We start from the raw sequence: 26,391 nt of genomic DNA on the forward strand, positions 1-26,391 counted from the left end.
CTTCCTATCGAATGATGCCGTTTCGAAGTGCGGCGGCGACCAGTGCGGTCTCCTTGAACACGCCAAGTTTCGCCTTGGCGTTGGCAACGTGGGTGTTGACGGTGATCGGCGAGATGCCGAGGATGGTGCCGATCTCGGCGGCGGTCTTGCCTTGCGCCATCCAGCCGATGATTTCCCGCTCGCGCGGGGTCACGGCGCTGGTCACGGCGCTCATGGCGCCGGCCCGTCGATCGTCGGCACACGCGGCATCGTCACCTCGGCGCCCGACAGCGTCACCCGCCTGACACGGTCGGGATGGCGGATCGGCGCGGGCGCCGCGCCGGCGGTCGCCAACTGCTTGCGCGCATCCTGCCTTGACGGAAACCTGTCGCGGTTGCGATGCGCCATGTTGATGACGGTGTTCTTCTTCGAGCCGAAGAGTTCGGCGATCTCACGCGCCGAAAACCCTTCCTGCCAGAGCTTCTGCGCCTTGACGATCTTGTCTTCCGTCCAGAACAGATCTCTCATCCCACTGCCTCCTGTGCGTCTCGTGCGGCCTTTGCGATGACCGGATTATCGGGAAACATCTCAGCCAGCGCCCGTTTGGCGCTGCGGCTGCCGTTTGCCGCCTGTCTCAGCAGCAGCATCTTCTCGGCCGCGACCTTCGGCTGCGGCTGTTCGGGTGGCGCCTCGACGCGCGGGCGGCTTTGCGCCGTCATCACCGCCTGCTGCTGGCGGGCGATTTCGGCGAAGCTCGCCGAGCTCGGGGCGAAGGCGCGGTTATGGTCTTTGACCTTGCCGGAGAGGAACAGCCTGGCGGCGCGCCAGACCGCCTCTGCCGGAATGCCGTCGATGGCGACTAGATAGGCGCGGATCTGCATGTCGGGATCAATGCCGGCGGAGGCCGGAAAGCCCGAAAGCATCCCCGCTATGATCTTCACCGGAGAGGAAATCTCTTGCGGCATCGACCGTCGTCCTTCTGCCCACGCTTGCATTGGTTGGCCCGGCTTCCCTCGCCTTCTCATTGAAATACCAATCGGATTTGATCGCCCGCCAGCCGCGCAGGATCTGCATCTCGGCGGCCTCGACCGGATTGCCGGTCTTGAGATACTCCCTGACCTGGATCCTCGCCGCATAGGCCGTCAGCGGCTTCTTCAGCGTGCGGCTGCGATGCTCGATGATCGCCTCCGCCAGTTCCTGCCCGAGCACCGGGCTGAGGATCTCCATGATGTCCTTGTGGATCTCTTGCTTTTCCATGCGACTGCCTTCCCGCTCGAGAGCTCCCCTCAAATGCGCAGCCTGCGTCGGGCGCCGGCGAAACCGACCAGGGCGCCGGGCTTGGCGGCGCGGCCGGCAAACCGCCTGGCCTTGCCGGCGGCGTAATCCTGCTGGGCGGTGTCGCCCTTCTCGGCGCTGCGAAGCCGGTGGATCTCCATTTCCACGGCGGGCACCGACATGCCGAGAATGCTGGCGATCTCGATATAGTCCCTGCCGGAGCGGAAGAGCTCGAGGGCGTTCATGTCAGTGCCTTGATAGGCTGTGGCGATGCTCATCGCTTGATCCTCTTTCTCATTTCGATCCGCAGCCGGCCCTTCCCGCCAGGCGGGCGCCGGCCAGATCGTTCATTTTCAAACTTGTGGAAGGGGCTGGCGTCGCCGAGGGAGCGCGACGACGCCAGCTGCCGAAAGCCTTCAGGGAGGAGTGAGGCTGTCGGAATTGGTGATCGGCTGGGGACCGGGGAAGACCGGCATCTGCCGCATCTCCTCCGGCTCGGTCTGCCGGCCGCAACTCTCGCAATGGCGCTCGATCACCTCGGCGATCGATAGCGTCCTGCCGCAGTTCGGGCAGCCGGTGTAGCGGGCATTGGCAAAGCCCGAAAGCCGGGGCCGGTTGTTGGTAATCTCAGTGCTTGTCATGGCGATAAGGGTACGTAAAATACCCCGCACGTCAAGCAATTTAGGGCATTACATGTACCTTTTTTTAGGGTATTATTTATATCATGTTGAAAGATCAGGAACAATTTGAGCGCGAAGAACGCGCAAAGCGTCTGGTCATGGCCAGGAAGAACGCGGGCTTTGCCGGGCCGAAGGCGATCGTCGATCGTTTCGGCTGGAACGCCAATGTCTACAAGGCGCACGAGTCTGGCCGGAACGGCTTCGGCATTGCCGATGCGAAGAAATATGCCAAGGCGTTCAGGGTCAATCTCAACTGGCTGCAGTTCGGAACCGGCGATGCGCTCGATCCGGAGGAGCGGCCGGTCTCCGTCGCCGACGTGCCGAAGATCTCCTGGGTCAGCGCCGGGCAGCTGACCGAGCAGGCGCCGATCACCGACTTCTCGGAATTTCCGACCGTCGCCGCGCTCGATCTGCCCGACGGCGACTGGATCGCGCTCGAGGTCGAGGGCAATTCGATGAACAAGATCTCGCCACCGGGCTCGATCATTTTCGTCAACCGGCGCGACAAGCGCCTGGCGCCGAACGCGCTCTATGTCGTCGCCGACGAGACCGGGGCGGCGACCTACAAGCGCTACCGCCCGAACGACAACCCGCCCTTCCAGCCCGCCTCCTACGAGGAGGTGCCGCCGCCGGAATTCCAGGGCGCCGTCACCATCGTCGGCCGCGTCCGCCGGTCGGTGATCGAGATGTGATAGCAAGGCACCCCGGAAAATGCCAGTTCATTCAGTGGCTTAACGCTTATCATTCCAGCAAAATTCCAACCACTTCCCAAAAAGATTCAAGATCATCCGCCTGCGCTCACGAACCGGCAGACCTGGCTCCAAATCGCGACACTTGCCGTGCTTCGGCGCCAGCTGGCGATCCTGCTTTGATGCGAACCTCTCGCAAGCCCGAGGCCGGCTCCGCCCGGCGCTTCAATCACCACACGCAATGCATGCAGCAACCTTGCGAGACCGACGGCTGCAAACAACCGCCTCGAAGGCAGGCCTCAAAATCTGAAAGCCGCGACGCGCCGCAGAGCGGATCATCGCCGCCGCGCCGCGCGCCTGCGATATACTGATCTCTCTCACTCCTTCTCTCTTCCATCTCTTTCCAGTTCCTGAAGGCTGGTGAGGGAGGGTTCCGGCCAAAGCTTCCCCCTACCCCATGAGCAAGGCCCATGAAGCCGGGAGAGCATTGGCCATGTCCTGAAGGCCGGAGCCGGGATGGGACACGTGCCAGAGGGGCCATTCGCTTCGCCCTCGTCCTGATTTTCTGACAGCGCACTTAAGGACTTTCGCTTCCCGCGCCGCTGGGCTTCGTCAGCTCGGGAGTTGCACCCGGTCGCCCAATCATCTGCCTGAGACATACGCCTACGATTCGTACCTCGTCAACCGTTTGGGTATTCTTTATACCTTTTCTAATTGACGATCTGAGGTATGATATATACCTTAAGCTCGACGCCGAGGGCCGGCACGAAAGAGGGCAGAGCGATGCAGCATATCCGCGGGATCGAGACCGAACAGAGCCGGCGGGACGCCCGCTGGAATGCTGCCCGAGGGCTCGGCGACTGCGCAGCCTATATGGCCAACGAGGCCCAGCGCATGGGCGCGCTCGGCTTTGCCTATCTCGGCCGCCCCGAGCATTCGGTGCGCGGCCCGTCATGGCTGCGCGGCGCCACAGCCAGCGTCGAGGCGCATTACCGCTATGCCCGCGAGGTCATGGGCATCACGGATGGCGATCAGCTTTATGCCTGAGGGAGAAAAGGACATGTCCGCCGATTGCGTCATCAAAGCCTTTTCCGGCTGCGCCTGCCCGCCCGGTGAATGCGCCGAGAAGCCCATCATTCCGGCGCCGGTCACCTTCGTCTCCTGGCGGATTCAAGCAATCACCTGCATCGCCTTCGGCATCATGGCCGCGATCCTCTCGGCCGCGTGGATGGGAATTTTCCTTGATTCCAGCCGCGGCCAGCCTATTTTGACTACATATGGTCATACTGGACAGGAGGTGGCGATGTCGACAATCAGCGTCGCGGAGGCAAAGGCTGGTTTCGCCGGCCTGGTGGATGAAGCTGCAAAGGGCGAATTCGTAACCATAACCCGCCATGGCAAGCCCGCCGCCGTATTGGTTTCCGTGGAAGCGGCCGAAGCTGCAAGGAAGGCACTCAGCAAGCCGCGGCCGAATTTCGGGGATTTCCTGCTGACCTTCCCCGGCGGCGTCGAACTGGAGCGCAACCCCTCAAAATTGAGGGATACCGATCTTTGACCGCGTATCTCCTCGATACGAACATTATCAGCAAGTTTGCGCCGGATCGCACACCACCCTCGGATTCCGTTCGAGCATGGTTCCACGCTCGGGGCGAAGCCGACGCGCTTTTTCTGTCGGTCATGACGCTTTCCGAAGTCGAAAAGGGAATGCGCAGCCTTCACCGTCGCGGGGGCATCGAGCGGGCAAAGCGGCTTTCGCAATGGCTGAATTTCATCACCGACAGTTTCGGGGATCGTATCCTGCCGATGGACGCCCTTGTCGCGCGGATCGCCGGCGCCCTGGCGGACGAGGCCGAAAGCAAAGGCTGTCATCCCGGCCTTGGCGATCTCATCATCGCGGCGACGGCACGCGCCTATGACCTCACCGTCGTCGCGGAAAATTTGCGGCATTTCCAGCCGCTTGATGTACCTGTGGATCTTCCCGCAGCTTTCCGCCGGGAGTGATTAACCCATCGGCCGGTGAGGCCGGTCAGGAACTGAACTTGATGTCGCTCGCCTTGGCAGCGGTAATGAATGCCCGCCGCACCTGCTCGGGCTCGGCAACATCGTTGAAGACATCGAGCACAAGCAGCTCGGCAGCCTTGGCCGCCGGCGTCTGCTCCGGCCAATCGTTCAGCAAGGTATTGCCGGCCTGGACGACGTTATAGACGGTCCTGGTCTTGCCATTGATGGTGATCTTCACCGGCTTGAAGCTTCGTCGCCTGCTCATGATGCAACCCCCCAACGCGGAACACGCGACTCAACGAGCGGCGTTCGGACTCGTTCCAGTTGAGGTGACTATCTCACATGTTATTGTCGCTGAGCGAATCAACTTGCCGGTAGCCAAAACGTGCCAAAGCCAGAAAAACGTAGCGACCGGTTTACGTGGACATATGCCCTCTGGCTGTTGCCGCTTCTGGCGGAAGTTTGGCTCTACTGGCTTGCGCCTCGATGGGACTGGGGAACGATCGGTCTTATCATTTGGCTCGCGACGCTGATCGCCGTTGCGGGCTCCATGTGCTTCAACCTGGCGCTGCGGCGCTGGCGACGCGTCCTGTCTCTCCTGACAGCGCCCCTGCTGTTGCTCTTCGCCCTTTATCTCCTCGCCACGGCCTCTATAACGCCCGACAGCGTTCGATTTGCGCTGACCAGGCAGGCGTATTTGGCTGAGATCGAACGAAGCGATCCGCCGGACGAGGCGCCGCGCTTGCGCACATTCGTATGGGACGACACGTTCAGGGCTAAGACATACTCGACGCTCGTCTATGATGAGAGTGACGAGATCGCCTTGCCCAAAGGCGCGCAATCCGCTGCCTGGCAACAGCGCCTTCAGAAATCCTGTTTGGAAAACAAGAAAGAATGCGTCAATCTCGATCCGGGTCCGGACGAGGTCGTCGGCGTCAGAAAGATCGGCGAGCACTTCTATATTCTGGACAACAGCTTGCCAAACGCGTTTCCTTAAGCCGCGTCTGTGACTTTACGCGCAGCAACACCAGCGAGAAACGAAAAACCCCGCCAAAGCGGGGTTTCTAGCTGGTCGGAGTGGAGTGATTCGAACACTCGACCCCCACGTCCCGAACGTGGTGCGCTACCAGACTGCGCTACACTCCGTGACCAGCGGCGCTTCTATAGAACAGCCTATCTGGTTGCACAAGCGCCAAATTTCAAAAAGCCGAGGGAATTTTTGACGGGTTGATGACGGCGGCGAAAGCGGCTGCTGCAGCAAAAAGACACACCGCGGGCAAATCGAACGGAAGTGCAAAAGGGGCAATTTTCTTTTGCCGGGTTCCGCGCTAAAGGGCTCGGCGGGACAGGCGAAACCGCCGTGACGGCGGCTTCGCAGCCATTGCGCTAGAGATCAGGGACGACACGATGAAACTCCGCACCATGTCAGCGGCCGGGCTTGCCATTGCGCTTGCCGGATGCACAACCATTCCTTCCGCCGGCAATCCGATCGAGGCCCGCTGGGTCGGCAAATCGGCCGGCATCTTCTTTGCCGCCTACGGGCCGCCGATCAGCGATCGCGAGGAAGGTTCGAGCACCATCTATACCTGGCGCGGCGGCTACAAGACCGTGCGCATTCCGGCTAGATATGCCGAGGGCGCCGATGGCAAGCGCGGCAAGCAGATCGCTGCTGCCCGCACCGCCTATCTGCGTTGCCAGGCGGAAATCACCACCAATTCCGACTATACGATCCGCGACATCCGCACCGTCGCCGACATCCCTGGCGTCAACGGCCCCTCCTATTGCGCAGAGTTCCTGGCGCCCGAACAGAAGTGACGGGCGGTTCGTATGGGCTGAGCAGCGGGCGGCCCGAGTGCCGCCTCGAGCCACAATAAGCTCAGCCATCCCCCTTTCCTCGTTTTCGGGCTTGTCTTGTCCGGTTCGCCCCGAGATTTGCGGAGGCCGAAGCCAGTTCGTGGCCTTTTTCCGCCGGAAACAAACATGCCATTTTGGCGATGTGCTGGTTGCGGCGCTTGCGCGGGTGTAGACTGCCGACACTGTTGCATGTTCATGCAAGGCAACGATGATGGGCACCCTCGCACTCGATCGGAAGCTGCTCGCGATCCTGGCGGCGGATATGGTCGGTTATTCCAGGGCGATGGAGGCCGATGAGGCCGGCACCATCCGACGACTGAAGGCTATCCGCGCCGAACTGATCAATCCTGCCATCGCCGAGCGCCATGGCACCGTTATCAAGCTGATGGGCGACGGCGCGCTCGTCGCCTTCGACAGCGTGGTTGATGCAGTTGCCTGCGCCGCGGAGTTTCAGAATAGCGTGGCGGCACGCAACGCCGACCTGCCGGAACCTGAACGTATCGTATTCCGCGTCGGGATCAATCTCGGCGACGTGGCCTTGGTGGATGGCGATCTCTATGGAGATGGGGTGAATGTCGCCGCGCGGCTGGAGCATTTGGCCGAGCCGGGCGGCGTATTGGTCTCGGGCACGGCATATGATCACCTCCAGGGCAAAGTCGACTGGCCGCTCGATTTCGCCGGCGAGCAGCAGGTCAGGAACATCAGCCGCCCGGTGCGGATGTATCGGCTGAGGCTCGACGGCAAACGGGCGCGTCGCCCGTTTCTCGCAATGAGATCGCGCTCGGCCAAAACGCTTGCCGCGGCGATCGTCGCCTTGGCTCTGGCGGGCGGCGGCGCCGCCTGGTGGTTTCTCCGGCCGGAACCTCTGAGCGGCAAGCCGTCGGTGGCGGTGCTGCCCTTTAGCAATTATGGCGGCGACGAAGCGAGCGGGCGTCTGGCCGATGGCCTGACCGAGGACGTCATCACCGACCTCGCGCGGTTTCCCGAATTCGAGGTGGTGGCGCGCAATTCGACGGAAGCCTATAGAGGCAAGGCGGTGGATGCCCGCCTGGTCGCAACTGCGCTCCATGTCGGCTTTGTCATGGAAGGCTCGATCCAGCGGCAGAGCGGCCGGGTAAGGATCACAGCGCAGTTGATCGACGCCAAAACCGGCCGCCATCTGTGGTCGGAGAATTGGGACCGGCCGGCTGAGGACGTGTTCGCCGTCCAGACCGAAATCGCAGAGCAGGTCGCCAACCGCCTCGGCGGCGGCATGGGACTGATTCAGGAGGCCGGGCGGGCTGCAGCCAAACGCAAACGGCCTGAAAACCTGAATGCCTATGATTATTACCTTCTCGGGACCGAGAAGATTGAAAATTTCACCAAGGCCGATGTGGAGGAGGCCGTCGCCTTTCTCAGCCGTGCCGTCGAGCTGGACCCGGGGCTGGCACGGGGCTGGGTCGAACTTTACCACGCTCGTGATGTATTGGGTGTGTTTGGCGTCGATCCCGAGGGCAACCGCAAGGCGGCTGCCGATGCGGCTGAACGCGCGGTGCGTCTTGATCCGCGCGATGCTGAAGCTCATGTGGTGTTTGCGATGAGCCTTGCCGACAAGGGCGACATGGGCCGTGCCAAGTCGGAGTTTGACACCGCACTTCGCCTGGCGCCGGGCTCGTCCGAGATCCTGACGTTTTACAGCGGCTTTGCCGCACGCTTCAACGAAGCCGAACGCGGCGCTCAAATGGTCGACAAGGTCATGCGGCTCGACCCGAACTATCCGATGTGGGCATCCAACTTCTTCGCACCGGCCTACTTCATGGCCGGGCGGCATCAGGACGCGGTGACGATGCTGGATCGTATGACGCCCAACAACTACCAAAGGTGGACCTGGGTGGTCCGCAGCAGCGCGCTTGCGGCATTGGGCCGAACCGAGGAGGCCAAAGCTTCAGCCATGGAAGCTCTGAAGCAGCACCCCGACGTGACGGTCGAGAGCATGATCAACGAACCCGGCCTCAGTACAATTGAGCGCAACCGCTTCATAGAGACGATGCCGCTCGCCGGCTTCCCGGCATGCGCCAAGCCCGAGGCGCTGGCGAAATTCGCCAAACCCGTGCGACTGCCGGAATGCGAGGCGGAGAAGGCGAACCCTCCCGGCCAACCATAGAACAGCCCTGCGCAACGCACTTGCAAGCCGCTGGTGGCTGTTGCTCCATAGGACCGGAGTCGTCGCGCCCGGAGGCCAATGGCCTCGAGCACAGAGGCACGGAACAAATGATGAGAAGTTGCGCCGAGCCGCCGCTAAAGCTCACCCCTCCGCCGGCCCATAGAGGCCGAGCTGTTCGAGCAGCGCCCGCTGCCGGTCGGCGCTTTCGACGAGCAGGCCAGTGTAACGCTCGACGATCCGCTGGCGGTGATCCCTATCGGAGACGGCGGAAAGCGCGCCTGTGATCGCCGCGATCCTTTCCGAGACCTGGCGCAGTTCCTCCAGCAGTTCCGCCTTGCCGGCGGCCTCCGCGACCGCCTGCTTCGTCACCTTGCCGATGCCGGCCGGCGTGCGGCTGCCGGCGGAGACGTAACCCTCCGGCAGGTCGCCCTTGAGATTGACGACCGACTTGAAGCGGATGACGTCGAAGATCTGGTCGACCGCCTGCTTGGCGCCCGTCACCCGCGAGGGGTGATCGGTGTCGGCGGCGGCATGCGGCAGGAGCTCGAGCTTGCCCTTGTGGCGCCGTTCGAGCGGCAGATAGGGCAGCATCGGGCCGCTGAGCGTGCCGGTTGCGGCGTCCTTGAAGAGATCGGCGTCGATCGCCGCATGGGCGATCTTGCCCGACGACAGTGCCGCGTCGAGCGCATTGGGATCGACGACTTCGCCGCGGTCGTAATTGACCAGCACAGCGCCATCCTTCATGGCGGAGAGCACCTTCGCATCGACGGTGCCGGCATTGGAATAGCGGCCGGTCGATGCGTCCAGGCGGCCGAGGCCGATATGGATGGAGAGCACATCGGCGCCGCTTGCCGCTTCGGCCGGGCTTGCGGCATAGTCGAAGCCCTCGGCCTCGATCCAGCGCTTGTGATGTTCGCGGGCATAGATTGCAACCTGCATGCCGAAAGCCCTGGCGAGCTTGGCGACCTCGCGGCCGATATTGCCGTAGCCGAGCACGGCGATCTTGCGGCCTTCGAGCTTTGCCGTCGGAAAATCCTTGAGCTGACGGCCGGTGTCGAAATCGCCTTCGGCGACCATCCGGTGCAATCTATCGACCGGCAGGTCGGGAACGACCTTCAGGATCGCCTTCATCACCATCTGGGCCGTCGCCCGGCTGTTGATGCCGGGCGTGTTCATCAGAGGCGCCTCGCCGCCCTCGCCGTTGCCGCCGCCCCACGAGGCCGAGCCCATATTGCCGGTGCCGGCGCCGATGCGCACGCCGCCGAGCGGGAAGACCGAGGCCTTGGGGATGAAGGTCGCCGCCGCAATCAGCGCGTCGTACTGGCCCCTGTCGGTCTGCGGCAGGATCTCCGCCTCGGTGCTCAGGTTCGGCTGATAGAAGAAATGGATGCGGCCCTTTTCGAGGCCGGCACGGTCGCCGAGCGGGCCGACATGGAAGACGCCGCCCTTCTCCTCGATATAGGCCTTGACCTCGCTGTGGTCAGGCTCGCCGTCGGCGCCGAAGCGCAGGCCGACCAGGTCGGCGATCAGCACCGTATAGGCGCGGTTCGGATCGTCCTTGCGAACGGCGCCTTCGGCTTTGACAGGCGCCTCGAAGGTCACGCCGTGCTTGGCCAGTTCCTCCTCGAAAACGACGATCTTGGCTCTGAGATAGGCATATTGCAGATTTTCCAGGAGTGCCACGACATCTTCCGGCTCGCGGATGCCGCCGACCCAGGCGCGGTAGTCGCCCGGCGTGCCCGGAAAGGCATTGACATAGCGGGCCGCGTCGAGGCCGGGCTCATGTTCGCCGTTCGGATGGGTGATGCCCTCGTAACCGAGCAGTTGCTTCGACCGGGCGATGATGCGGGCGTGGATCGCGGCATCGGTGATGTCAGCATCCCAGACCTTCAGCAGCGTCACCGCAGCACCGCGCCGTTCGGCATCGGTGACGGTCAATGACAGCAGCGGATGCAACTTGACCCATTCGTCGATGACGGCGCGATTGGCGGCGGAGCGGCGGTTGAGCTCGACGACGGAGCCGACCCGGGCCTCCGACTGCAGCAGGCCGAAGGTGGTCTCGGCAAAGGCGAGCGCGCTGTAGGTATTGATGACGCCGCCCAGCATGCGGTCTTCAGCCGCATCGTAGAACGGGCCGGCATCGACGGAGCGCTTGGCCGAAAACGGCTGGCGCGGATCGACCGGCGGGGCGATCTTCAGCTGCCGCGGGATCGCCCAGGCGGGATCCTGCTGGTTCTTCTCGATCAGCGCCAGCGCATGCGGGGTGAAGGAGGCGACGAAATAGCCCGAAATGCCGCCGATCGCCTTCTGGAACGGCATGAACAGGCAGCATTTCGCCATCACGGCGCTGACCAGTTCCGGCTCCCACGGCATGGCCCCGAGCATCGAGGTGGCGTCGAACACCGCATGGCGGTTGGCCGGATCGCCGTCGAGCCAGCTCAGCAGTTCGCGGATCTCGCGGCTGGTATAGGCGTTCGCCCCGGTCGTCTCGTGGCCGACGCCGACGAAGATCGAAACGCCGAGGTCGGCAAGCTCGGCCGCCGTCGGGATCACGCCCTCGGAGGCGGCGAAATGGATGCGGCTCTCGCAGCCCTTTTCGGCGAAGCGCTGCATCTCGATCAGCTGCGTCGCCCATGACTGGCGGAAGAAGCCCGCCGCCTTCGACGGATCGCTCTCCGGCCGCGGCGTATCGACATAGACGCGCTGGGAAGCGTCGTTGGCATTCATCAGGTGCTGGATGCAGACGGTGAAGCCGCTGTGGCCGCCGCCGAGCCCGACCGCCATGCGGTTCTCCTTCGGGAAACCGAAATAGCGATGGATCGCCCGCATCATGTCGCTCAGGATCTTGTCGGCCGGATAGCCGCGATGCATGCTGCGGGAAATCTCGGCCGTGGTGAAGCCGCCGATATCGTTGCCCTTGTCGTCGAACTTGCGATAGGTCTTTTCGATCCAGGCGTCGAAGGCGATGCGCCGCAGGCGGCTGTCGACCTCGTCGGTCGTCGCATCGGTGATCGGCCCGACGCCGAAGAACGGGTTGGACGGCAGTCTCGGCGCGCCCGACGCGGTCTGTCGAAGGGCGTTCAATCGCTGTTCCTGCATCTGCGCGATATCTGTCATGGCCTGCCTGTCTCTGTCCGGAGCTGAAGTTGCCTTCATGGTGAAGCGAGTGCACGGGCAGGACAAGCTCATATGCGCCGAACGACAGGCGAAACGCGTCATCGGGGCCAACGTTTCGGTGGCCACCGCCAAGATCACCGACATCTCGCTGGAGGCGAAACGCGCGCGCCGCTTCGGCCTGTTCAACGCCGTGTTCTATGCGCTCACCGTGCCGCTCGTTCTGGGTCTCGGGGTGACGACGCCGGAACGGGCGCCGGCGAGTTGAACCGCTGCGGCAGGCCTGGTGTCGCCCGGATTCATCCGGGAGCCGGTCATCGGCGCGTTTGGCGAGAATGCCGGCCCACACTCCGTCATCCCAGGGCTTGACCCTGGGATCCACAGCCAGGCGCGCGGCTTCAATTGTTCCGCTTCAGATCATCGCTCTTCTGCAGCGCCAGCCGCATGGATCCCAGGGTCAAGCCCTGGGATGACGGAGGAGAGGTGGTGCCCGGGATGACGGAGGAGAAGTGGTGCCCGGGATGGAGGAGGAGAGGTTGTGCCGGGACAAAAGCCTCGCCAGGGCGATGAAGCGAACCGTGAGCGCGGCGCCACAAAGCATCACAGCCGCAACCATCCCCCGCACAAAAACAGACTTGCCGCACGCAACCATCCGGCGTATGTCTTTGCCGTCGCGAAAAGCGACTGCCTCCCTTGATCCGCTCAGTGGCGGAGTAAACAGGTGGACGAATGGGTCGTCCAGGCGGTCGAGCACACGCCATCCATGCGCATCAGCCATGGTTCGGCCAGCACTCCCTGAAACCAACGCCTGACCAGATCAGGCCTCATCGTGAGCCCTCGGCGTCGCGACGCAATTCCGTGATTTGAACGAAATCAGGGATGCGCTGGCGAGCCTCCCCGCTTGCGTCGACCACGGAACGCACCCATGACCAGATCCCTCACCGTCATCTTTACCGCCATTGTCCTCGATGCCGTCGGCATCGGCCTCATCTTCCCCATCCTGCCGCAGCTCTTGCAGGAGATCACCCACGCCGACAATGTCGCGCCCTATATCGGCACGCTGACCGCGCTTTACGCTGTGATGCAGTTCGTCTTCGCGCCGGTGCTCGGGGCGCTGAGCGACCGGCTCGGCCGCCGGCCGGTGCTGCTGATTTCGCTTGCCGGTGCAGCCGTCAACTACCTGTTCCTCGCCTTTGCGCCCAACCTGCTGCTGCTCTTCATCGGCCGGGCGATCGCCGGCCTGACAAGCGCCAACGTCTCGGTGGCCACCGCCTATATCACCGACATATCGCCGGAGAAGAAACGCGCCCGCCGCTTCGGCCTGTTCAACGCCATGTTCGGCCTCGGCTTTATCATCGGCCCGGTCCTCGGCGGCGTGCTCGGCGAGCACTGGCTGCGGCTGCCCTTCATCGCAGCCGCCGCGCTGAACGGCGCCAACCTGCTGCTCGCCCTCTTCGTCCTGCCGGAATCGCGCCCGGGCAGCCGCGAGAGGATCGACCGTGCCGCGCTCAATCCGCTGAAGCCGCTCCGATCCGTGCTCGAGGTCAAAAGCCTGCTGCCCGTCATCATCCTCTTCTTCCTCTTCAGCGCCACCGGCGAGGCCTACGGCACCTGCTGGGCGCTGTGGGGCAGCGACGCCTTCCACTGGAACGGGCTTGCGATCGGCCTGTCGCTCGGCGCCTTCGGCCTCTGCCAGACGCTCGCCCAGGCCTTGCTGCCGGGGCCGGCCGTCAAGCTGCTCGGCGAACGCGGGGCGATCCTTGCCGGCGTCGCCGGCGTCTCCATCGCGCTCACCGTCATGGCCTTTGCCGACCGCAGCTGGATGATCTTCGCGGTCATGCCGGTCTTCACCCTCGGCGGCATCGGCGTGCCGGCGCTGCAGTCGCTGGCGACCCGGCAGGTCGGCGAGAGACATCAAGGCCAGTTCCAGGGTGTGCTCGCCTCGGCCGTCAGCCTCGCCTCGATCGTCGCGCCGCTCGGCTTTTCCAGCATCTATTTCCTCGTCCGGCAGGCATGGCCGGGCGCCATCTGGCTCTCGGTCGTCGCCGTCTACGCGCTCGCCGTGCCGCTGGTTCTCATGCTGCGACTGAAGAAGCCGGAGGTGGCGCCGGCGAGTTGAAACACTGCAGCGACGGGCTTCTGCGTCCCGGCACCCACCTCTCCTCCGTCATCCCAGGGCTTCAAGCTGTGCCGGCAGTGCGTTTGGCAACAAAGGCAATCCCACCCTCCGTCATTCCAGGGCTTGACCCTGGGATCCACAGCCAAGCGCACGGCTTGAATAATCTCCTGCAGCTGCACTCCATCACTCCACACGCGCCAGCCGTATGGATCCCAGGGTCAAGCCCTGGGATGACGGAGGAGAGGTGGTGGCGGGACGCGAAAGCCAGCCAGCGCGGAGGAGAGGTGGTGCCGGCACGCATAAGACCGCCGGTGCGAAGGAGAGATGGTGCCGCGACGCATAAGTCCGACCGCGCGCAACAGAGGTGGTGCGGGACGCTCGGCTTAGCGGCGCAATGAGGCGCCGGTAAAAGCGACGCCGCACAAGCCTCGGCGCGAGCGACATCCCACAAGCTGCCCCGGCGCTCAATCTGCACCAGCGGTTCATGTGGCGAGAACGCCACCCCAAACTCCGTCATCCCAGGCTTGACCCTGGGATCCACGACCAAGCACTCTGCGCACATGGCAGGATATGTTTACATCATCACCAACCAGAAAAAAGGTACGCTCTATATCGGCGTGACCTCCGATCTGGAGCGCCGCATCTACGAGCATCGCGAAGGGCTGACGCCGGGTTTTGCCTGGAAATATGGATGCACCCGCCTCGTCTGGTACGAGGAGCATTGGGACATCGGCAGCGCCATCCAGCGTGAGAAATCATTGAAGCGGTGGAACCGGCAATGGAAGATCGATCTGGTCGAGGCGATGAATCCCGGGTGGGACGATCTCTATCTTACGCTGGGGTAATGCCGGCCGCGTCTTCCCGCAGGGCCAGCCGCATGGATCCCAGGGTCAAGCCCTGGGATGACGGAGGAGAGGTGGTGGCGGAACGCACAAGCCGGCGCGGACGAGGGGTGGTGCCGGGACGCATAAGTCCACCCGCGCGGACGGGAGGTGGTGGCGGGAGGCATAAGTGCGCCAGCGCGGAAGCGAGGTGTGCCGCAACGCATCGGCTCAGCAACGGTGAGGAAGCTTCGGCAAAGCGGCGCCGTACAAGCCTCGGCAAAAGCGACGTCTCACAATCTGCGCCGGTTCTCAAGCTGCGCCAGCGGTGCATTTGGTCGAGAACGCCAACCCCACACTCCGTCATCCCAGGGCTTGACCCTGGGATCCACAGCCAGGCACGCGGCTTCAGTTGTTTCCCTGCAGTTGGAGGCGATCAGTCCACGAGTGCCAGCCGCATGGATCCCAGGGTCAAGCCCTGGGATGACGGAGGAGAGGTGGTGGCGGGACGCACAAGACGGCGCGGACGAGGGGTGGTGCCGGGACGCACAACCCGGAGGTGGTGCCGTGACCATCGGCTCAGCAGCGGCGATGAAGCCTCGGCAAAGGCGACATCCCACAATCTGCGCCGGCTCTTAAGCTGCGCCAGCGGTGCATTTGGCGAGAACGCCAACCCCACACTCCGTCATCCCAGGGCTTGACCCTGGGATCCACAGCCAGGCACGCGGCTTCAGTTGTTTTCCCTCAGCGGCACAAATCAATTCCCGCAGAGCCAGCCGCATGGATCCCAGGGTCAAGCCCTGGGATGACGGAGGAGAGGTGGTGGCTGAACAGGCCGCCTCCGCAGGCGCGATTAAGCTTCTGACGGAGGAGAGGTGGTGCCTCGACACAAAGCCTCACCGGCGCGATGGAGCCACGAAAGCGGCGCCTCACCCTTCGCCGGCGGTGCTGCGCCAAAAGCTCGCCTCAGCTGCGGCAAAGCGGCGCATAAGCTGCACCGGCAGCGCGCTGGGCGAGAACGCCAACCCCACACTCCGTCATCCCAGGGCTTGACCCTGGGATCCACAGCCACGTACGCGGCTTTACTAATTTCCCGCAGACGGCCTCCATCAATTCACGTAGTGCCAGCCGCATGGATCCCAGGGTCAAGCCCTGGGATGACGGAGGAGAGGTGGTGCCGGACGCACAAGCCGGCGCGGACGAGAGGTGGCGCTGGAATACATAAAGCCGCCAACGCGGAAGCGAGGTGGTGCCCGCATAAGCCCGCCAACGCAGAGGAAAGGTGGTGCCGGGATGCATAAATCCGGCCAGCGCGGATGCGATGTGGTACCGCGACGCATCGGCTCAACAGCGGTGAGGAAGGTTCGGCAGATGCAGCGCCACACAAGCCTCAGCGCCGCCCGCATGGATCCCAGGGTCGAGCCCTGGGATGACGGAGGAGAGCTGGCGCCCTCCCCCAACCCAACGCAAGCGCTACGCCGCCTCCTCCTTCTCAACCGCACCCTCCGCCAGCTTCCGCGCCGCGACGAAATCGACCTTGCCGGAGCCGAGAACCGGCACCTTGCCGATGGTGACTTCGGCCGGGACCATCATGTCCATCGCGCCCCTGGATTTGGCGAAGGCGAGGAATTCGGCGCGGGTGGCGGTTTCGGCTTCGGTCAGGAGCACCAGGCGCTCGCCCTTCTTCGGGTCGGGCAGCGACGAGACGACCGAGAGCGCGCCGGGCCAGAGCTCGGCGGCAAGCGTCTCGATCGCCGCCAGCGACACCATTTCGCCGCCGATCTTGGCGAAGCGCTTGGCGCGGCCGCGGATCTTGACGAAGCCGTCCCCGTCGATGGTGACGATGTCGCCGGTGTCATGCCAGCCATCGGCGAGCGGCTCGAGCACGCCGGGCTTTTCGGCGCGGAGATAACCGGCCATGACATTGGCGCCGCGCACATGCAACCGGCCGCCCTCGTCGATGCCGGGCACGGGCTCGAGCTTCCATTCCATGCCCGGCAGGATCTTACCGACCGTGCCGGAGCGGTTGTACATCGGCGTGTTGATCGAAATGACAGGCGCGGTTTCGGTGACGCCGTAGCCTTCGAGAATGCGCAGGCCGAATTTTTCCATATAGGTGTGGCGGGTCGAAGCCTTCACCGGCTCGGCGCCGGAGAAGATATAGCGGATCGAGCGGAAATCGTAAGGATGCGCCGTCCTCGCGTAGCCGTTGAGGAAGGTATCGGTGCCGAAGATGATCGTGGCATTGGAGACATAGATCAGCTCCGGCACGATGCGGTAATGCAGCGGCGATGGATAGAAATAGACCGGCACGCCCGAGATCAGCGGCAGCACGGTGCCGGCCGTCAGCCCGAAGGAATGGAAGACCGGCAGGATGTTGAACACCTTGTCGCCGCTATGGAAATCGATGCGGGCGGCGGCCTGGGCGGCGTTCGACAGGATATTGCGGTGGGTGAGCACCACGCCCTTCGGCGTGCCTTCCGAGCCCGAGGTGAAGAGGATGACGGCCGGATCGTCGGCCTGGCGCTTGACGAGCGGCCGCGCCTTGCGGAGAAGCCCGATGATCTTGTCCTTGAGGCCGATTTCGGCTCTGAGATCATCGAGCCAGACGATCGCCAGCTGCTTTTCCAGCTCCGCGATGACAGGGCCGAGCTTGGCCTGGGCGACGAAGGCGCGCGAGGTCAGCACGTGTTTCACCTCCGCCGCCTTGCAGGCGGAAAGAATGTTGGCAGCACCCGCGGTGAAGTTCAGCATCGCCGGAACCTTGCCCGCGCTCATGACGCCGAGAATGGTGGCGGCGGCGCCATTGGCATTCGGCAGCATGACGCCGAGGTTCTGTTCCGGGAAGCGGGCGCGGAACTTGGCGCCGAGCACGGCGGCACCGGTCAACAGCTTGCCGTAGGTCAGCCGGCCGGTGACCGGATCTTCGACGGCGAGCTTGCCCATGCCGAATTCGCGGCCTGCCCGGATGACGCGCTCGAGCACGGTCGAGGAAGTATCGGCGGTGCGGAACAACAGGTTCGACATCACCTGGTAGAGGGCAGCACCTGCCGCCGTGCGGCGCTTGCGGCCTTTCAGCTCCGGTTCCACCTCGAGCTTCACCGGCTCGAGAATGGTGACCTTGACCTTGGGAAACAGCCGGCGGCGGATCTTGCCGTTGTCGAGGTAGGAGAAATAGGTCTTCTCCAGCCCGTCGATCTTGACCGGCACCACCATCGAGCCGGTCTTGTCGGCGACCATGGCCGCACCGTCATAGACCTTCATCAGCGTGCCGGTCACCGTCAGCCGGCCTTCGGGGAAGATGCCGATCGGGCTGCCTTCCTGCGCCACCTTGATCAGCGAGCGCGTCGCCATCGGCTTTGTCGGGTCGAGCGGCAGGAATTTGCACATTTTCAGGAAGGGGCGCACCCACCAAGCCTGGGCGATCTTGTAATCGACGGCAAAGGTGGGCTCTTCCTCGGTGATGGCGAGCGCCAAGGCCCCATCGAGCAGGCTGACATGGTTCAGCGCAATGATCGGCGCCGGGCCGGCCTTCTTGATATTCTCCAGCCCCTCGACCTCGAGCCGCATGAAGGCGCGGAACAGGATCGAGATGAAATCGCGGAAGGCATTGGTCGGCAGCGTCTTCAGCATCAGCCAGGCGACGGCGAAATTGACGATGCCGAGGCCGATCAGGATCTGAGGAATGCTGGCACCAAGCGCCTGGATGACGGCGACGAGACCGAGGCCGACGGTGATGAACAGCGCCGAAAGCACGTTGGCGGCGCCGATGACGCGGGCGCGGCGATCTTCATGCGCCCAGCTCTGCAGGCCGGCGAAAGTGGGAACGGCGATGAAGGCGCCCGATATCGCCATGCCGGCGAGATCGATGGCGACGCGGATGGTATTTTCGCCGGCGAAAAAGGCGAGGATGGTCGTCGCGTGCGAGGTCGAGGTAAGGCCCCAGAGGTTCCAGGCGAGATCGAGGCTGAAGAGGCCGAGCAGCGCGGTGCCGACCGGGGCCGGCAGCAGCACGATGCGGCCCGACGACATCCAGGCGGCAATGCCGGAGCCGACGGCGACGGCGATGGCAAAAACGGTGAGATAGGCCGGCACGACGAGCTCGGAGCCGCCGAGAATCTCGGTCACCATGGTTGGCAGGATGGAGAGAATGAAGGCGCCGACCAGCCAGAACCAGCAGTTCATCAGCGCCGAACGCCACAGCCGCTTGTCCTCACGGATTTCCATGACGAGCGTGTAGCTGGAGCGGATGACGTTGCGGTCGATCTCAAGATCCGGCGCCTTGGAGCCGGTCGGCGGGATCATCCGGGCCGAAAGCCAGCAGAGCAGCGACAGGCCCATCATCATCGAGCCGAACAGCAGAACATTGTCGCCGCTTGAGAAGGCAAGGGCGGCGATGATCGTGCCGCCGAGAATTGCGATGAAGGTGCCGCCCTCGATCCAGGCATTGGCCTTCGGCAGGTCGCGGCGTTCGAGATGATCGGGCAGGATGCCGTATTTGATCGGCCCGAACAGCGCCGAGACGACGCCGAAGCCGAAGAGCGCCACCATCAGCACAAAAATCGAGGAAAAGCCGAGGCCGACGACGGCAAGAGCGGCGATGCCGATCTCCGAGCGTTTCAGGAGCTCGGCCACCTCCGCCTTGTCGTGCTTGTCGGCGATTTCGCCGCCAAGCGCCGAAAGCAGCAGGAAGGGCACGATGAGGATGACGCCGGCGAGCGTCACCAGGGCTGCCCCCTCGCTCGCCGACATCTTGAAGAGGATGAGGAATACCAAAGTATTCTTGAGGAAATTGTCGTTGAAGGCGGTCAGGAACTGTGTCCAGAACAGCGGCGCGAATTTCCTCGATGTCATCAGATTGGTTTGCACGGCGGGACCCTCTTTTCGTGGGCAGAGAAGGCCACAGAGTTGTTACGCAAAAGTTGAGTGCGATAACAACTCTGCGATGTGGTTAAGGAAGATCAATCTTCATCGCTACGATTGAATTTGACCAGCAGCTTTTCGGTGCGGGCATCCTCGACCTTGCGGATCAGCTTCTCGGATTCGGCATTGTCGCGCAGCGTCTTGGTGATATTCACCGTCGTCTGCACCAGCATCAAAATGCCCATGGCGAGATAGCCCTTCCCCCAGAGATCGAGCGGCATCATGTAGAGGCCGAGCGCCAGCATGAAGGCGGCGGCGCCGAAGGAGATGTAGGAGAAGCTGACCCAGCTGGCGGAATGTTTCTGGAAGCTGTCGTTCATTTCAGTGATCCTTTAATTTTGAGGGGTGAATGGTGGGATGACGATGTCAGGCGGCCGGCGTGATGCGGCTCTTCAGCCGGGCGAGCACGTCATCGGCCGATGAGGTGAGCGGCGCGCCGCAGCCGGCATTGGCAAGCTTTTCGATGATGGCAGCCGGCCGCGTGGCGCTTTCCATCTCCTTCAGCGCCGCCGCCGTCAGCTCGTTCTGGCTCTGGCGCAGGCGAAGCCTGGCCAGCGTCTCCTCGGCCTCATCGAGGGTCGCAAGGCCGGGGCCGGCGACCGCAATATCGAGCTTCTGCGCTTCTTGCGTGGCGCGGGCCAGCCGCTCGCCGCGCTGCAGCGCCTGCAGCCGCGCCTCGGCATCCCTGACGATCCCCTTCAGCTTGGCGATCGAAGTGGTGAACTGGCTTTGCGCCTGTTCCGACGCATCGCGCTCGGCCTCGAGAAAGGCGATCGCCTCGGCCGCTTCCCGCGCCAGGCCCTCATTCCCCTTGGTGAGCGCCGCGGTGGCGCGGGTCTCGAGATCGGCGATGCGGGTAAGGATCGTCTGATGCTGCGCCTTCTCCTGCTCGTTCTGGGCGATGGCGACGGCGACGCTGCGCCGCGCCGTCTGGATCGATTGCGCCGCATCACGGATCTGCTGGGCCAGCAGCGGCACGGCGTGGCGATCGGCGAAAGCCTGCTCGGCATCATGCGCCCTGCCCCGCAGCAATGTGGAAATCAATTTGAACATTTCTGTCCTCCGGTTTATGAACGTTGTTCACAAGATGAGTTATGGCAGAATCATGAACGACGTTCAAGATAAATTTTGAACGTTGTTCAAAAATTCGAAGGGACATGGTTAATGGTCGGCAGACGAGAAGAAAAACGCGAAGACCTGAAGGCCCGGCTGATCGAGGCGGCGCGCGAGCGCATCGCCCGCGACGGCCTTGCCAACCTGCGCGCCCGCGACATCACCCAGGATGCCGGCTGCGCGCTCGGCGGCCTCTACACCGTCTTTACCGACCTCGCCGAGCTCGTCATCCACGTCAACTCGGCGACGCTGAAGGCGCTGGAGGCGCGGCTGACGCTTGACGAGGCCAAGGGCAAAAGCCCGACCGATCGCCTGCGCAACCTCGCCCAGGGCTACCTCGCCTTCGCGGTGGAACACCGCAATCTCTGGAAGGCGCTGTTCGACCACTTCCCCCCCGCCACCAGCCCGACGCCGCAATGGCACCTCGACGAACACCTCTTCCTGATGGACGTGATCGCCCAACCGCTGGCCGAACTGCAGCCCGACATGCCCGCCGAAGACCGCGCCATCCGCGCCCGCACATTGTTCGGCGCGGTGCATGGGGTGGTCAGTATCAGCCTGGAGGGTCGCTTCGTCGGCCTGCCGCTGGAGCGGCTGGCGCGCGAGGTGGACGAGCTGGTGCAGACGATTGCGGCGGGCGCGGAGCGACGGCGGCTGGGGATGTGAGGGTGGGGAGCGGCGGACCAACGTTGCCGTGTTCGCCGCACCGCCACCACACACTCCGTCATCCCAGGGCTTGACCCTGGGATCCATGCCCCGAGCATTGTGCTCGCCGTGTCAGACGGAGCGGCAGGGGGCATCCTATGCGTGAACGCATGTACGTCGAGTGCTGCATGTGGATCCCAGGCTCAAGGCCTGGGATGACGGAGTGTGTGGGGGACGCCCTGCCAAACTCCAGCCTCCCCGCACTCCAGCCGGACTTGCTCCACCTCCCGCCTCTTGCCGCTCGCGCCTCCCCATCCCCCGTCATCTCAAGGCTTGACCCGAGCACCCCCACCCTATCACTCTGCGCCCCCCACCACCCTACGCCCCCGCGAAAGGAACCCGCATGAGCCGCATCTTCATCACCGGTTCCACCGATGGCCTCGGCCTCGCCGCCGCCCGCACCCTCATCCGCGAAGGCCACGAGGTCGTCCTCCACGCCCGCTCGCGCGAGCGCGCCACGGCCATCGCCGAAACCTCAGCCGCCGCCATCGGCCTCGTCATCGGCGATCTCGCCAGCGCCGCCGAAACCCGCTCCATCGCCGACCAGCTCAACGCCATCGGCCGCATGGACGCCATCATCCACAATGCCGGCATCTACCTCGAGCGCAGCCGCGGCGACACCCCGGAAGGGCACGCCAAGACGCTGGCGGTCAACACGCTCGCCCCCTATCTCCTCACCGCCTGGATCACGCGGCCCCACCGGCTGATCTATCTCACCAGCGGCATGCACCGCAGCGGCGCCAGCGCGCTCGACGATATCGACTGGAAGAAGCGGCCATGGAGCGCCAGCCAGGCCTATTCCGAAAGCAAGCTCCACATCGCCACCCTCGCCGCCGCCATCGCCCGCAACTGGCCTTACGTGCTGAGCAACGCGGTGGACCCCGGCTGGGTGCCGACGAAGATGGGCGGCGCCGGCGCGCCCGACGATCTGGAGATGGGGCATCTGACGCAGACATGGCTTGCGACAAGCGAGGACGAAGCTGCGAAGGTGAGCGGCGCGTATTGGTATCACCGGCAGCAGCGGGAGGCGGCGGCGGAGGTGGGTGATGTTGGGTTTCAGGATGCGCTGGTGGAAAGGCTGGCGGGGTTGACTGGGGTGCGGCTGTTTGAAGAGCGCACTGGTGAGGCGAGACCGGGCTAGCGGGCGTTGTCGCGTTCGAAACCTATGGAAGGCGCTGTTCGACCACTTTCCGCCGGAAAACATCCGACGCCGCAATGGCATCTCGACGGACGTTGAAGATGGCCCGCTGTGGTCTTTTTCCTACACCGATCAATATAATGGCCAAGCATCTCCCAATGCGACTTAATATTCCTTGAAAGGAATATTATGCTGGGTTACCAAGCCGTGAAATGGAGCATGCGCATGGGTAAATTGGCTGGAAAAATCATCGAAGCGTCTGAAGCAAGCGGCTCACGCGCCGATCATGCCGAAGGCTTAGACTTGCGTCGGCTCCGGCTGTTGTCTGGTCTCACCCAAGCCGAAATGGCGAGCCGACTAAACGTTCAGCAGGCAGCCGTATCGAAAATTGAAAAAGGTGGAGAAGTCTACCTTTCAACCGTTCAACGGTATGTGGAAGCGCTGGGAGCTTCCTTGCGCGTGGATGCGGTTTTTCCAGCGGACGCGCGGCTTGTGTTGCGCATTAAGGAAGCTTTCGATGCCGAATACGGCAACGATGATCAACTCGTCTTTCCTCTGCTGGCGGATGAGCCGTTTCGAGCGCAGAGAGACGTAGTGCTCTCGATCAGACCTCAGTATTCCGAGAAGATATTGGAGGGACGAAAAACGGTCGAACTGCGGCGTCGTTTTCCCGTATCAGCGCCGGGCGGCACGATTGCCTATATTTACTCCACCTCGCCGGTTCGAGCGATGGTCGGCGTAGCTGAGATCAAAGACGTTCTTAAATTGCCGATCGAACAGATCTGGGCCGAGTTCGAGGACACAGCCTTTATCGAGCGAGGCGACTTCGATAGCTACTTCCAGGGGCTAGACTTCGGCTTTGCGCTGCTCTTTGAAGATGTGAAGTCTTTTTCAAGGCCAATCCCTCTCAGCGAGCTCCGTGAGCGGTTTAGTTTCGAGCCCCCTCAATCCTATTTATACGCAAGCCGCGATCTTCGAAAGGCCCTGAGACATGAGGCAGCAATCGTATCTCATTGATACGAATATTCTGATCGGCCTGGAAGATTATCGTGCTGTTGAGGCAGCATACGCCAAATTCTCAAGTCTCGCCGCGGCTCATAAAGTCAATGTCTTCGTCCACGAAGCTGCGCGTGACGATATTGCTCGCGACAACGATGCCACGCGGCGCCGAATATCGCTCAGCAAAATTGCGAAATACCAGATTCTCGGCAAAAGACGCGGCCTAACCCAAGCAGAACTGGAGGCCGAATTCGGCCCTCTCCGGAAGCCTAACGATATCGTAGACGCGACTCTTCTGCATACGCTGAAGAGCGACGCCGTCGACTTTCTCGTTTCACAGGACAAAGGGCTTCATGAGCGGGCCCTGAGGCATTCAGCTGAGTTGGGACGCCGCGTTCTGTTCGTCGGTGACGCGGCCGATCTTCTCACGCAGACCTACGAACCAAAGCAAGTCCCGATCCGTCATGTCGCGGAGGTCGATGCGCATATGATCGACCACGAAGACGACTTCTTCAACAGCCTTCGCGATGGCTATCCCGAATTCGACGACTGGTGGCGCGAAAAATGTGTGAGGCAGCATCGCCCTTGCTGGGTTGTATATGATGACGACACGCTTGCCGGCCTGATCGTTCGTAAGGACGAGACCGCTATCGACACAGATGCGGTCACAAAGGCGGAAAAAATCCTGAAAATTTGCACCTTCAAGGTCGCTCCGGATAAGCGCGGTGTGAAATTGGGAGAATTACTTCTTAAGCAAGTGCTTTGGTACGCCCAGACGAACGGCTACGGTCTGGCGTACCTTACCACCTACGAAGATCAGGCCGCGCTGATTAACTTGCTAGAGTTTTATGGTTTTCGCCAAGCCGGCAAAAAGGCTGATGGCGAACTGATTTATGAGCGGGCATTCTCTTTGGAAAAGCTTGCCGACGATCCGGCAGTCACAGCCTACGAAGCCGCTCGGAAGAACTATCCTCGGTTTCTGGTGACCGACGAAATCAGGGGCTTCGGCATCCCGATTAAGGAGGAGTATCACGATACGCTCTATCCGGATCTATGGAACCCAAGGCAATCGGATTTGTTCAACGGAACTTCGAGAGCCGACCGCCCGACTCGTCCGGGAAATACAATCCGAAAAGTATATCTTTGTCGGGCGCCTTCAAATCTGGGTGCAGCCGGTTCGTTGCTATTCTTCTATAAAAGCGCTTCAAAGGAGCAGCCTTCTCAAGCCATTACAGCTCTTGGAATATTGGAAAGCATCACCCTTGCCAAATCTACCAGAGAACTCATGCATCTGACGGGAGGTAGATCCGTGTACAGTGAGCAACAGCTAGAAGGGTGGAACGCAACGCCGGCGCGACCGGTCAAAGTCATCAATTATCTGCTTGTATCGTATATCGAGCCGGCGATTGGTCTTGATGAACTGCGGCGGATAGGCGTCGTGAACGGCAACCCTCAGCAATCTATCTATGAAATAAAGCTTGATCATCTAAGACTTTTGCTCAGCCGTGCGAATCTTGAATTTGAAGTATGATGTATTCGGTCGTTCCGATGGTCGGCTGAGGGAACATGCACGCTAGCCGAGATTGTCCCAGTGTTTATTTGCCTCAAATCCTAGGCAGATGCGCAAAGCGACACCTGGATCCCCCGCTCGGCAATCCGGAAAAAATGGCTGGGGCGCCTGGATTCGAACCAGGGGATGGCGGTACCAAAAACCGCTGCCTTACCGCTTGGCTACGCCCCACCAGAGCTTGAGCGGCGAACCGCTTGCTCACAAATCGACGCCTGATTAGCAAAGCTCTTTGCCTGTCACAATGACTAAGTTTGCGTCTGCGGCAGATTTATGCGCGCGAAGCGGCGGGCGGCGTGCTAGCATGCCGCGATATTATCAACCTGAGATCATCGTCCCGCATGGAAAGTCCCGCATTCGACCTTGCTTTCGAGCCGGCCTATGGGCGGGCCGTGCCGGTTGCTCCTGATATCCTCCGCATCACGGCGGAAAATCCCGGACCCTTCACCTTTTTCGGCACCAACAGCTATCTCGTCGGCTCCTCCTCGCTTGGCGTCATCGATCCCGGGCCGGAGGACGAGGCGCATTATCACGCGCTGATGGCGGCGATCGGCGGGCGGGAGGTGACGCATATCTTCGTCAGCCATACCCATCGCGATCACTCGCCGCTCGCCCGCCGGCTGCAGGCGGCAACGGGAGCGGTGACGGTGGGGCAAGGGCCGCACCGGCCGGCGCGGCGGCTGCGGGAGGGCGAGGTCAATCCCTTTGCCGAAAGCTCGGATATGGATTTCGTGCCGGATATCGCGCTCGTCGATGGCGAGACGATTTCGGGCGATGGCTGGGCGCTGAAAGCGGTGCCGACGCCGGGGCATACGGCCAATCATGCCGCCTTCGCGCTCGAAGGCCGCGACATCCTGTTTTCCGGCGATCACGTCATGGCCTGGTCGACCTCGATCGTCGCACCCCCGGATGGGGCGATGGCGGATTATATGGCCTCGCTCGACAAGCTGATAAGGCGCGAGGACGGCCTGCTGCTGCCCGGCCATGGCGGGCCGGTGCGCGAGCCGAAAACTTTCCTGCCGGCGCTGAAGGCGCATCGGCTGAAGCGCGAGCAGGCGGTGCTGGCGCGGGTCGCGGCCGGCGATCAAGGGATAGCGGAGATGGTGAAGGCGATCTATCGCGATACCGATCCGAAGCTGCATGGGGCGGCCGCACTTTCAGTGCTCGCCCATATCGAGCATCTCATGGAGCGCGGCGCGATTGTCGCAGATGAGCCGCCTTCGCTTGCCGCGCGCTACAGGCCGGCGTAAGGAGAGGCGGAGGGGAGATGA

27 protein-coding genes and 2 tRNA genes are annotated in these 26,391 nt (G+C 62.8%); 16 read left to right on the plus strand and 13 right to left on the minus strand.

What is annotated here, in order from left to right:
• Nucleotides 1-4 precede the first annotated feature (4 nt).
• From FFR93_RS14405 to FFR93_RS14430, 6 genes are all read right to left on the minus strand, one after another.
• Nucleotides 5-214 (minus strand): helix-turn-helix domain-containing protein, encoded by a 210-nt coding sequence (locus FFR93_RS14405; protein WP_138393715.1) that lies wholly within the window; start codon nt 212-214, stop codon nt 5-7.
• Nucleotides 211-507, minus strand: a complete 297-nt coding sequence (locus tag FFR93_RS14410) for a GcrA family cell cycle regulator (RefSeq protein WP_064694143.1) — start codon at nt 505-507, stop codon at nt 211-213. Before FFR93_RS14410 ends, FFR93_RS14405 begins: the two co-directional genes overlap by 4 nt.
• Nucleotides 504-902 (minus strand): hypothetical protein, encoded by a 399-nt coding sequence (locus tag FFR93_RS14415; RefSeq protein ID WP_138393716.1) that lies wholly within the window; start codon nt 900-902, stop codon nt 504-506. Before FFR93_RS14415 ends, FFR93_RS14410 begins: the two co-directional genes overlap by 4 nt.
• Nucleotides 868-1,236, minus strand: coding sequence for a hypothetical protein (locus FFR93_RS14420; RefSeq protein WP_138393717.1), 369 nt, complete (start codon nt 1,234-1,236; stop codon nt 868-870). Before FFR93_RS14420 ends, FFR93_RS14415 begins: the two co-directional genes overlap by 35 nt.
• Nucleotides 1,237-1,265: 29 nt before the next feature.
• Nucleotides 1,266-1,532 (minus strand): hypothetical protein, encoded by a 267-nt coding sequence (locus FFR93_RS14425; protein ID WP_138393718.1) that lies wholly within the window; start codon nt 1,530-1,532, stop codon nt 1,266-1,268.
• A 138-nt stretch (nt 1,533-1,670) separates the two neighbouring features.
• Nucleotides 1,671-1,895, minus strand: coding sequence for a hypothetical protein (locus tag FFR93_RS14430; RefSeq protein ID WP_138393719.1), 225 nt, complete (start codon nt 1,893-1,895; stop codon nt 1,671-1,673).
• A gap of 83 nt (nt 1,896-1,978) precedes the next feature.
• Here FFR93_RS14430 and FFR93_RS14435 point away from each other — a divergent pair, with 83 nt between their 5' ends.
• From FFR93_RS14435 to FFR93_RS14450, 4 genes are all read left to right on the plus strand, one after another.
• On the plus strand, nt 1,979-2,626 hold the full coding sequence (locus FFR93_RS14435; RefSeq protein WP_138393720.1) for a LexA family transcriptional regulator: 648 nt from the start codon (nt 1,979-1,981) through the stop codon (nt 2,624-2,626).
• 780 nt (nt 2,627-3,406) lie between these two features.
• Nucleotides 3,407-3,670, plus strand: coding sequence for a hypothetical protein (locus tag FFR93_RS14440; RefSeq protein ID WP_138393721.1), 264 nt, complete (start codon nt 3,407-3,409; stop codon nt 3,668-3,670).
• Nucleotides 3,671-3,926: 256 nt separating this feature from the next.
• Nucleotides 3,927-4,178, plus strand: a complete 252-nt coding sequence (locus FFR93_RS14445) for a type II toxin-antitoxin system Phd/YefM family antitoxin (RefSeq protein WP_138393928.1) — start codon at nt 3,927-3,929, stop codon at nt 4,176-4,178.
• Entirely contained in the window at nt 4,175-4,624 is a 450-nt protein-coding gene (locus FFR93_RS14450; RefSeq protein WP_138393722.1) for a type II toxin-antitoxin system VapC family toxin, read from the plus strand. Before FFR93_RS14445 ends, FFR93_RS14450 begins: the two co-directional genes overlap by 4 nt.
• 25 nt (nt 4,625-4,649) lie before the next feature.
• Here FFR93_RS14450 and FFR93_RS14455 read toward each other — a convergent pair whose 3' ends face one another.
• Nucleotides 4,650-4,889 (minus strand): DUF982 domain-containing protein, encoded by a 240-nt coding sequence (locus FFR93_RS14455; RefSeq protein ID WP_064694135.1) that lies wholly within the window; start codon nt 4,887-4,889, stop codon nt 4,650-4,652.
• Nucleotides 4,890-5,009: 120 nt separating this feature from the next.
• Here FFR93_RS14455 and FFR93_RS14460 point away from each other — a divergent pair, with 120 nt between their 5' ends.
• The gene (locus FFR93_RS14460; protein ID WP_138393723.1) at nt 5,010-5,621 is read left to right on the plus strand and encodes a hypothetical protein; all 612 of its coding nucleotides are present in this window, start codon (nt 5,010-5,012) and stop codon (nt 5,619-5,621) included.
• A gap of 72 nt (nt 5,622-5,693) precedes the next feature.
• Here the strand turns inward: FFR93_RS14460 and FFR93_RS14465 are convergent.
• Nucleotides 5,694-5,770 (minus strand) — tRNA-Pro (locus FFR93_RS14465).
• 261 nt (nt 5,771-6,031) lie between these two features.
• Here FFR93_RS14465 and FFR93_RS14470 point away from each other — a divergent pair.
• On the plus strand, nt 6,032-6,439 hold the full coding sequence (locus tag FFR93_RS14470; RefSeq protein ID WP_064706425.1) for a hypothetical protein: 408 nt from the start codon (nt 6,032-6,034) through the stop codon (nt 6,437-6,439).
• A gap of 250 nt (nt 6,440-6,689) precedes the next feature.
• Nucleotides 6,690-8,621 (plus strand): adenylate/guanylate cyclase domain-containing protein, encoded by a 1,932-nt coding sequence (locus tag FFR93_RS14475; RefSeq protein ID WP_138393724.1) that lies wholly within the window; start codon nt 6,690-6,692, stop codon nt 8,619-8,621.
• Nucleotides 8,622-8,762: 141 nt separating this feature from the next.
• Here FFR93_RS14475 and FFR93_RS14480 read toward each other — a convergent pair whose 3' ends face one another.
• Entirely contained in the window at nt 8,763-11,738 is a 2,976-nt protein-coding gene (locus tag FFR93_RS14480; protein ID WP_138393725.1) for an NAD(P)-dependent oxidoreductase, read from the minus strand.
• Nucleotides 11,739-11,775: 37 nt separating this feature from the next.
• Between FFR93_RS14480 and FFR93_RS40875 the strand changes: the two genes are divergently transcribed.
• The 4 genes from FFR93_RS40875 to FFR93_RS14500 all read left to right on the plus strand — a co-directional run bounded on the left by FFR93_RS40875 (nt 11,776) and on the right by FFR93_RS14500 (nt 15,728).
• Nucleotides 11,776-12,003, plus strand: coding sequence for a hypothetical protein (locus FFR93_RS40875; protein ID WP_171049177.1), 228 nt, complete (start codon nt 11,776-11,778; stop codon nt 12,001-12,003).
• 657 nt (nt 12,004-12,660) lie between these two features.
• Entirely contained in the window at nt 12,661-13,854 is a 1,194-nt protein-coding gene (locus tag FFR93_RS14490) for a TCR/Tet family MFS transporter (protein ID WP_138393726.1), read from the plus strand.
• 560 nt (nt 13,855-14,414) lie between these two features.
• Nucleotides 14,415-14,699, plus strand: a complete 285-nt coding sequence (locus FFR93_RS14495; protein ID WP_138393727.1) for a GIY-YIG nuclease family protein — start codon at nt 14,415-14,417, stop codon at nt 14,697-14,699.
• Between the two features lie 756 nt (nt 14,700-15,455).
• On the plus strand, nt 15,456-15,728 hold the full coding sequence (locus tag FFR93_RS14500; protein WP_138393728.1) for a hypothetical protein: 273 nt from the start codon (nt 15,456-15,458) through the stop codon (nt 15,726-15,728).
• Nucleotides 15,729-16,148: 420 nt separating this feature from the next.
• Here FFR93_RS14500 and FFR93_RS14505 read toward each other — a convergent pair whose 3' ends face one another.
• The 3 genes from FFR93_RS14505 to FFR93_RS14515 all read right to left on the minus strand — a co-directional run bounded on the left by FFR93_RS14505 (nt 16,149) and on the right by FFR93_RS14515 (nt 20,651).
• A complete protein-coding gene (locus tag FFR93_RS14505; RefSeq protein ID WP_138393729.1) occupies nt 16,149-19,544 on the minus strand; it encodes an acyl-[ACP]--phospholipid O-acyltransferase in 3,396 nt (1,131 codons plus the stop codon).
• 92 nt (nt 19,545-19,636) lie between these two features.
• On the minus strand, nt 19,637-19,918 hold the full coding sequence (locus FFR93_RS14510; RefSeq protein WP_011424367.1) for a YiaA/YiaB family inner membrane protein: 282 nt from the start codon (nt 19,916-19,918) through the stop codon (nt 19,637-19,639).
• A gap of 46 nt (nt 19,919-19,964) precedes the next feature.
• Nucleotides 19,965-20,651, minus strand: coding sequence for a PspA/IM30 family protein (locus FFR93_RS14515; protein WP_138393730.1), 687 nt, complete (start codon nt 20,649-20,651; stop codon nt 19,965-19,967).
• A gap of 111 nt (nt 20,652-20,762) precedes the next feature.
• Here FFR93_RS14515 and FFR93_RS14520 point away from each other — a divergent pair, with 111 nt between their 5' ends.
• The 4 genes from FFR93_RS14520 to FFR93_RS14535 all read left to right on the plus strand — a co-directional run bounded on the left by FFR93_RS14520 (nt 20,763) and on the right by FFR93_RS14535 (nt 25,084).
• The gene (locus tag FFR93_RS14520) at nt 20,763-21,377 is read left to right on the plus strand and encodes a TetR/AcrR family transcriptional regulator (RefSeq protein ID WP_138393731.1); all 615 of its coding nucleotides are present in this window, start codon (nt 20,763-20,765) and stop codon (nt 21,375-21,377) included.
• Nucleotides 21,378-21,759: 382 nt separating this feature from the next.
• A complete protein-coding gene (locus FFR93_RS14525; RefSeq protein WP_138393732.1) occupies nt 21,760-22,557 on the plus strand; it encodes an SDR family NAD(P)-dependent oxidoreductase in 798 nt (265 codons plus the stop codon).
• A gap of 222 nt (nt 22,558-22,779) precedes the next feature.
• Nucleotides 22,780-23,571, plus strand: coding sequence for a helix-turn-helix domain-containing protein (locus FFR93_RS14530; RefSeq protein WP_138393733.1), 792 nt, complete (start codon nt 22,780-22,782; stop codon nt 23,569-23,571).
• The gene (locus FFR93_RS14535) at nt 23,546-25,084 is read left to right on the plus strand and encodes a GNAT family N-acetyltransferase (RefSeq protein ID WP_138393734.1); all 1,539 of its coding nucleotides are present in this window, start codon (nt 23,546-23,548) and stop codon (nt 25,082-25,084) included. The genes FFR93_RS14530 and FFR93_RS14535 overlap by 26 nt, the downstream gene beginning before the upstream one ends.
• A gap of 135 nt (nt 25,085-25,219) precedes the next feature.
• Here the strand turns inward: FFR93_RS14535 and FFR93_RS14540 are convergent.
• Nucleotides 25,220-25,294: transfer RNA gene (locus FFR93_RS14540), tRNA-Gln, on the minus strand.
• Nucleotides 25,295-25,461: 167 nt separating this feature from the next.
• Here FFR93_RS14540 and FFR93_RS14545 point away from each other — a divergent pair.
• The gene (locus FFR93_RS14545; RefSeq protein WP_138393735.1) at nt 25,462-26,370 is read left to right on the plus strand and encodes an MBL fold metallo-hydrolase; all 909 of its coding nucleotides are present in this window, start codon (nt 25,462-25,464) and stop codon (nt 26,368-26,370) included.
• The last annotated feature ends 21 nt before the right edge of the window (nt 26,371-26,391 follow it).

Origin of the sequence: Rhizobium sp. MHM7A (assembly GCF_005862215.1) — a bacterium.
Taxonomy (GTDB): Bacteria; Pseudomonadota; Alphaproteobacteria; order Rhizobiales; family Rhizobiaceae; genus Rhizobium; species Rhizobium bangladeshense.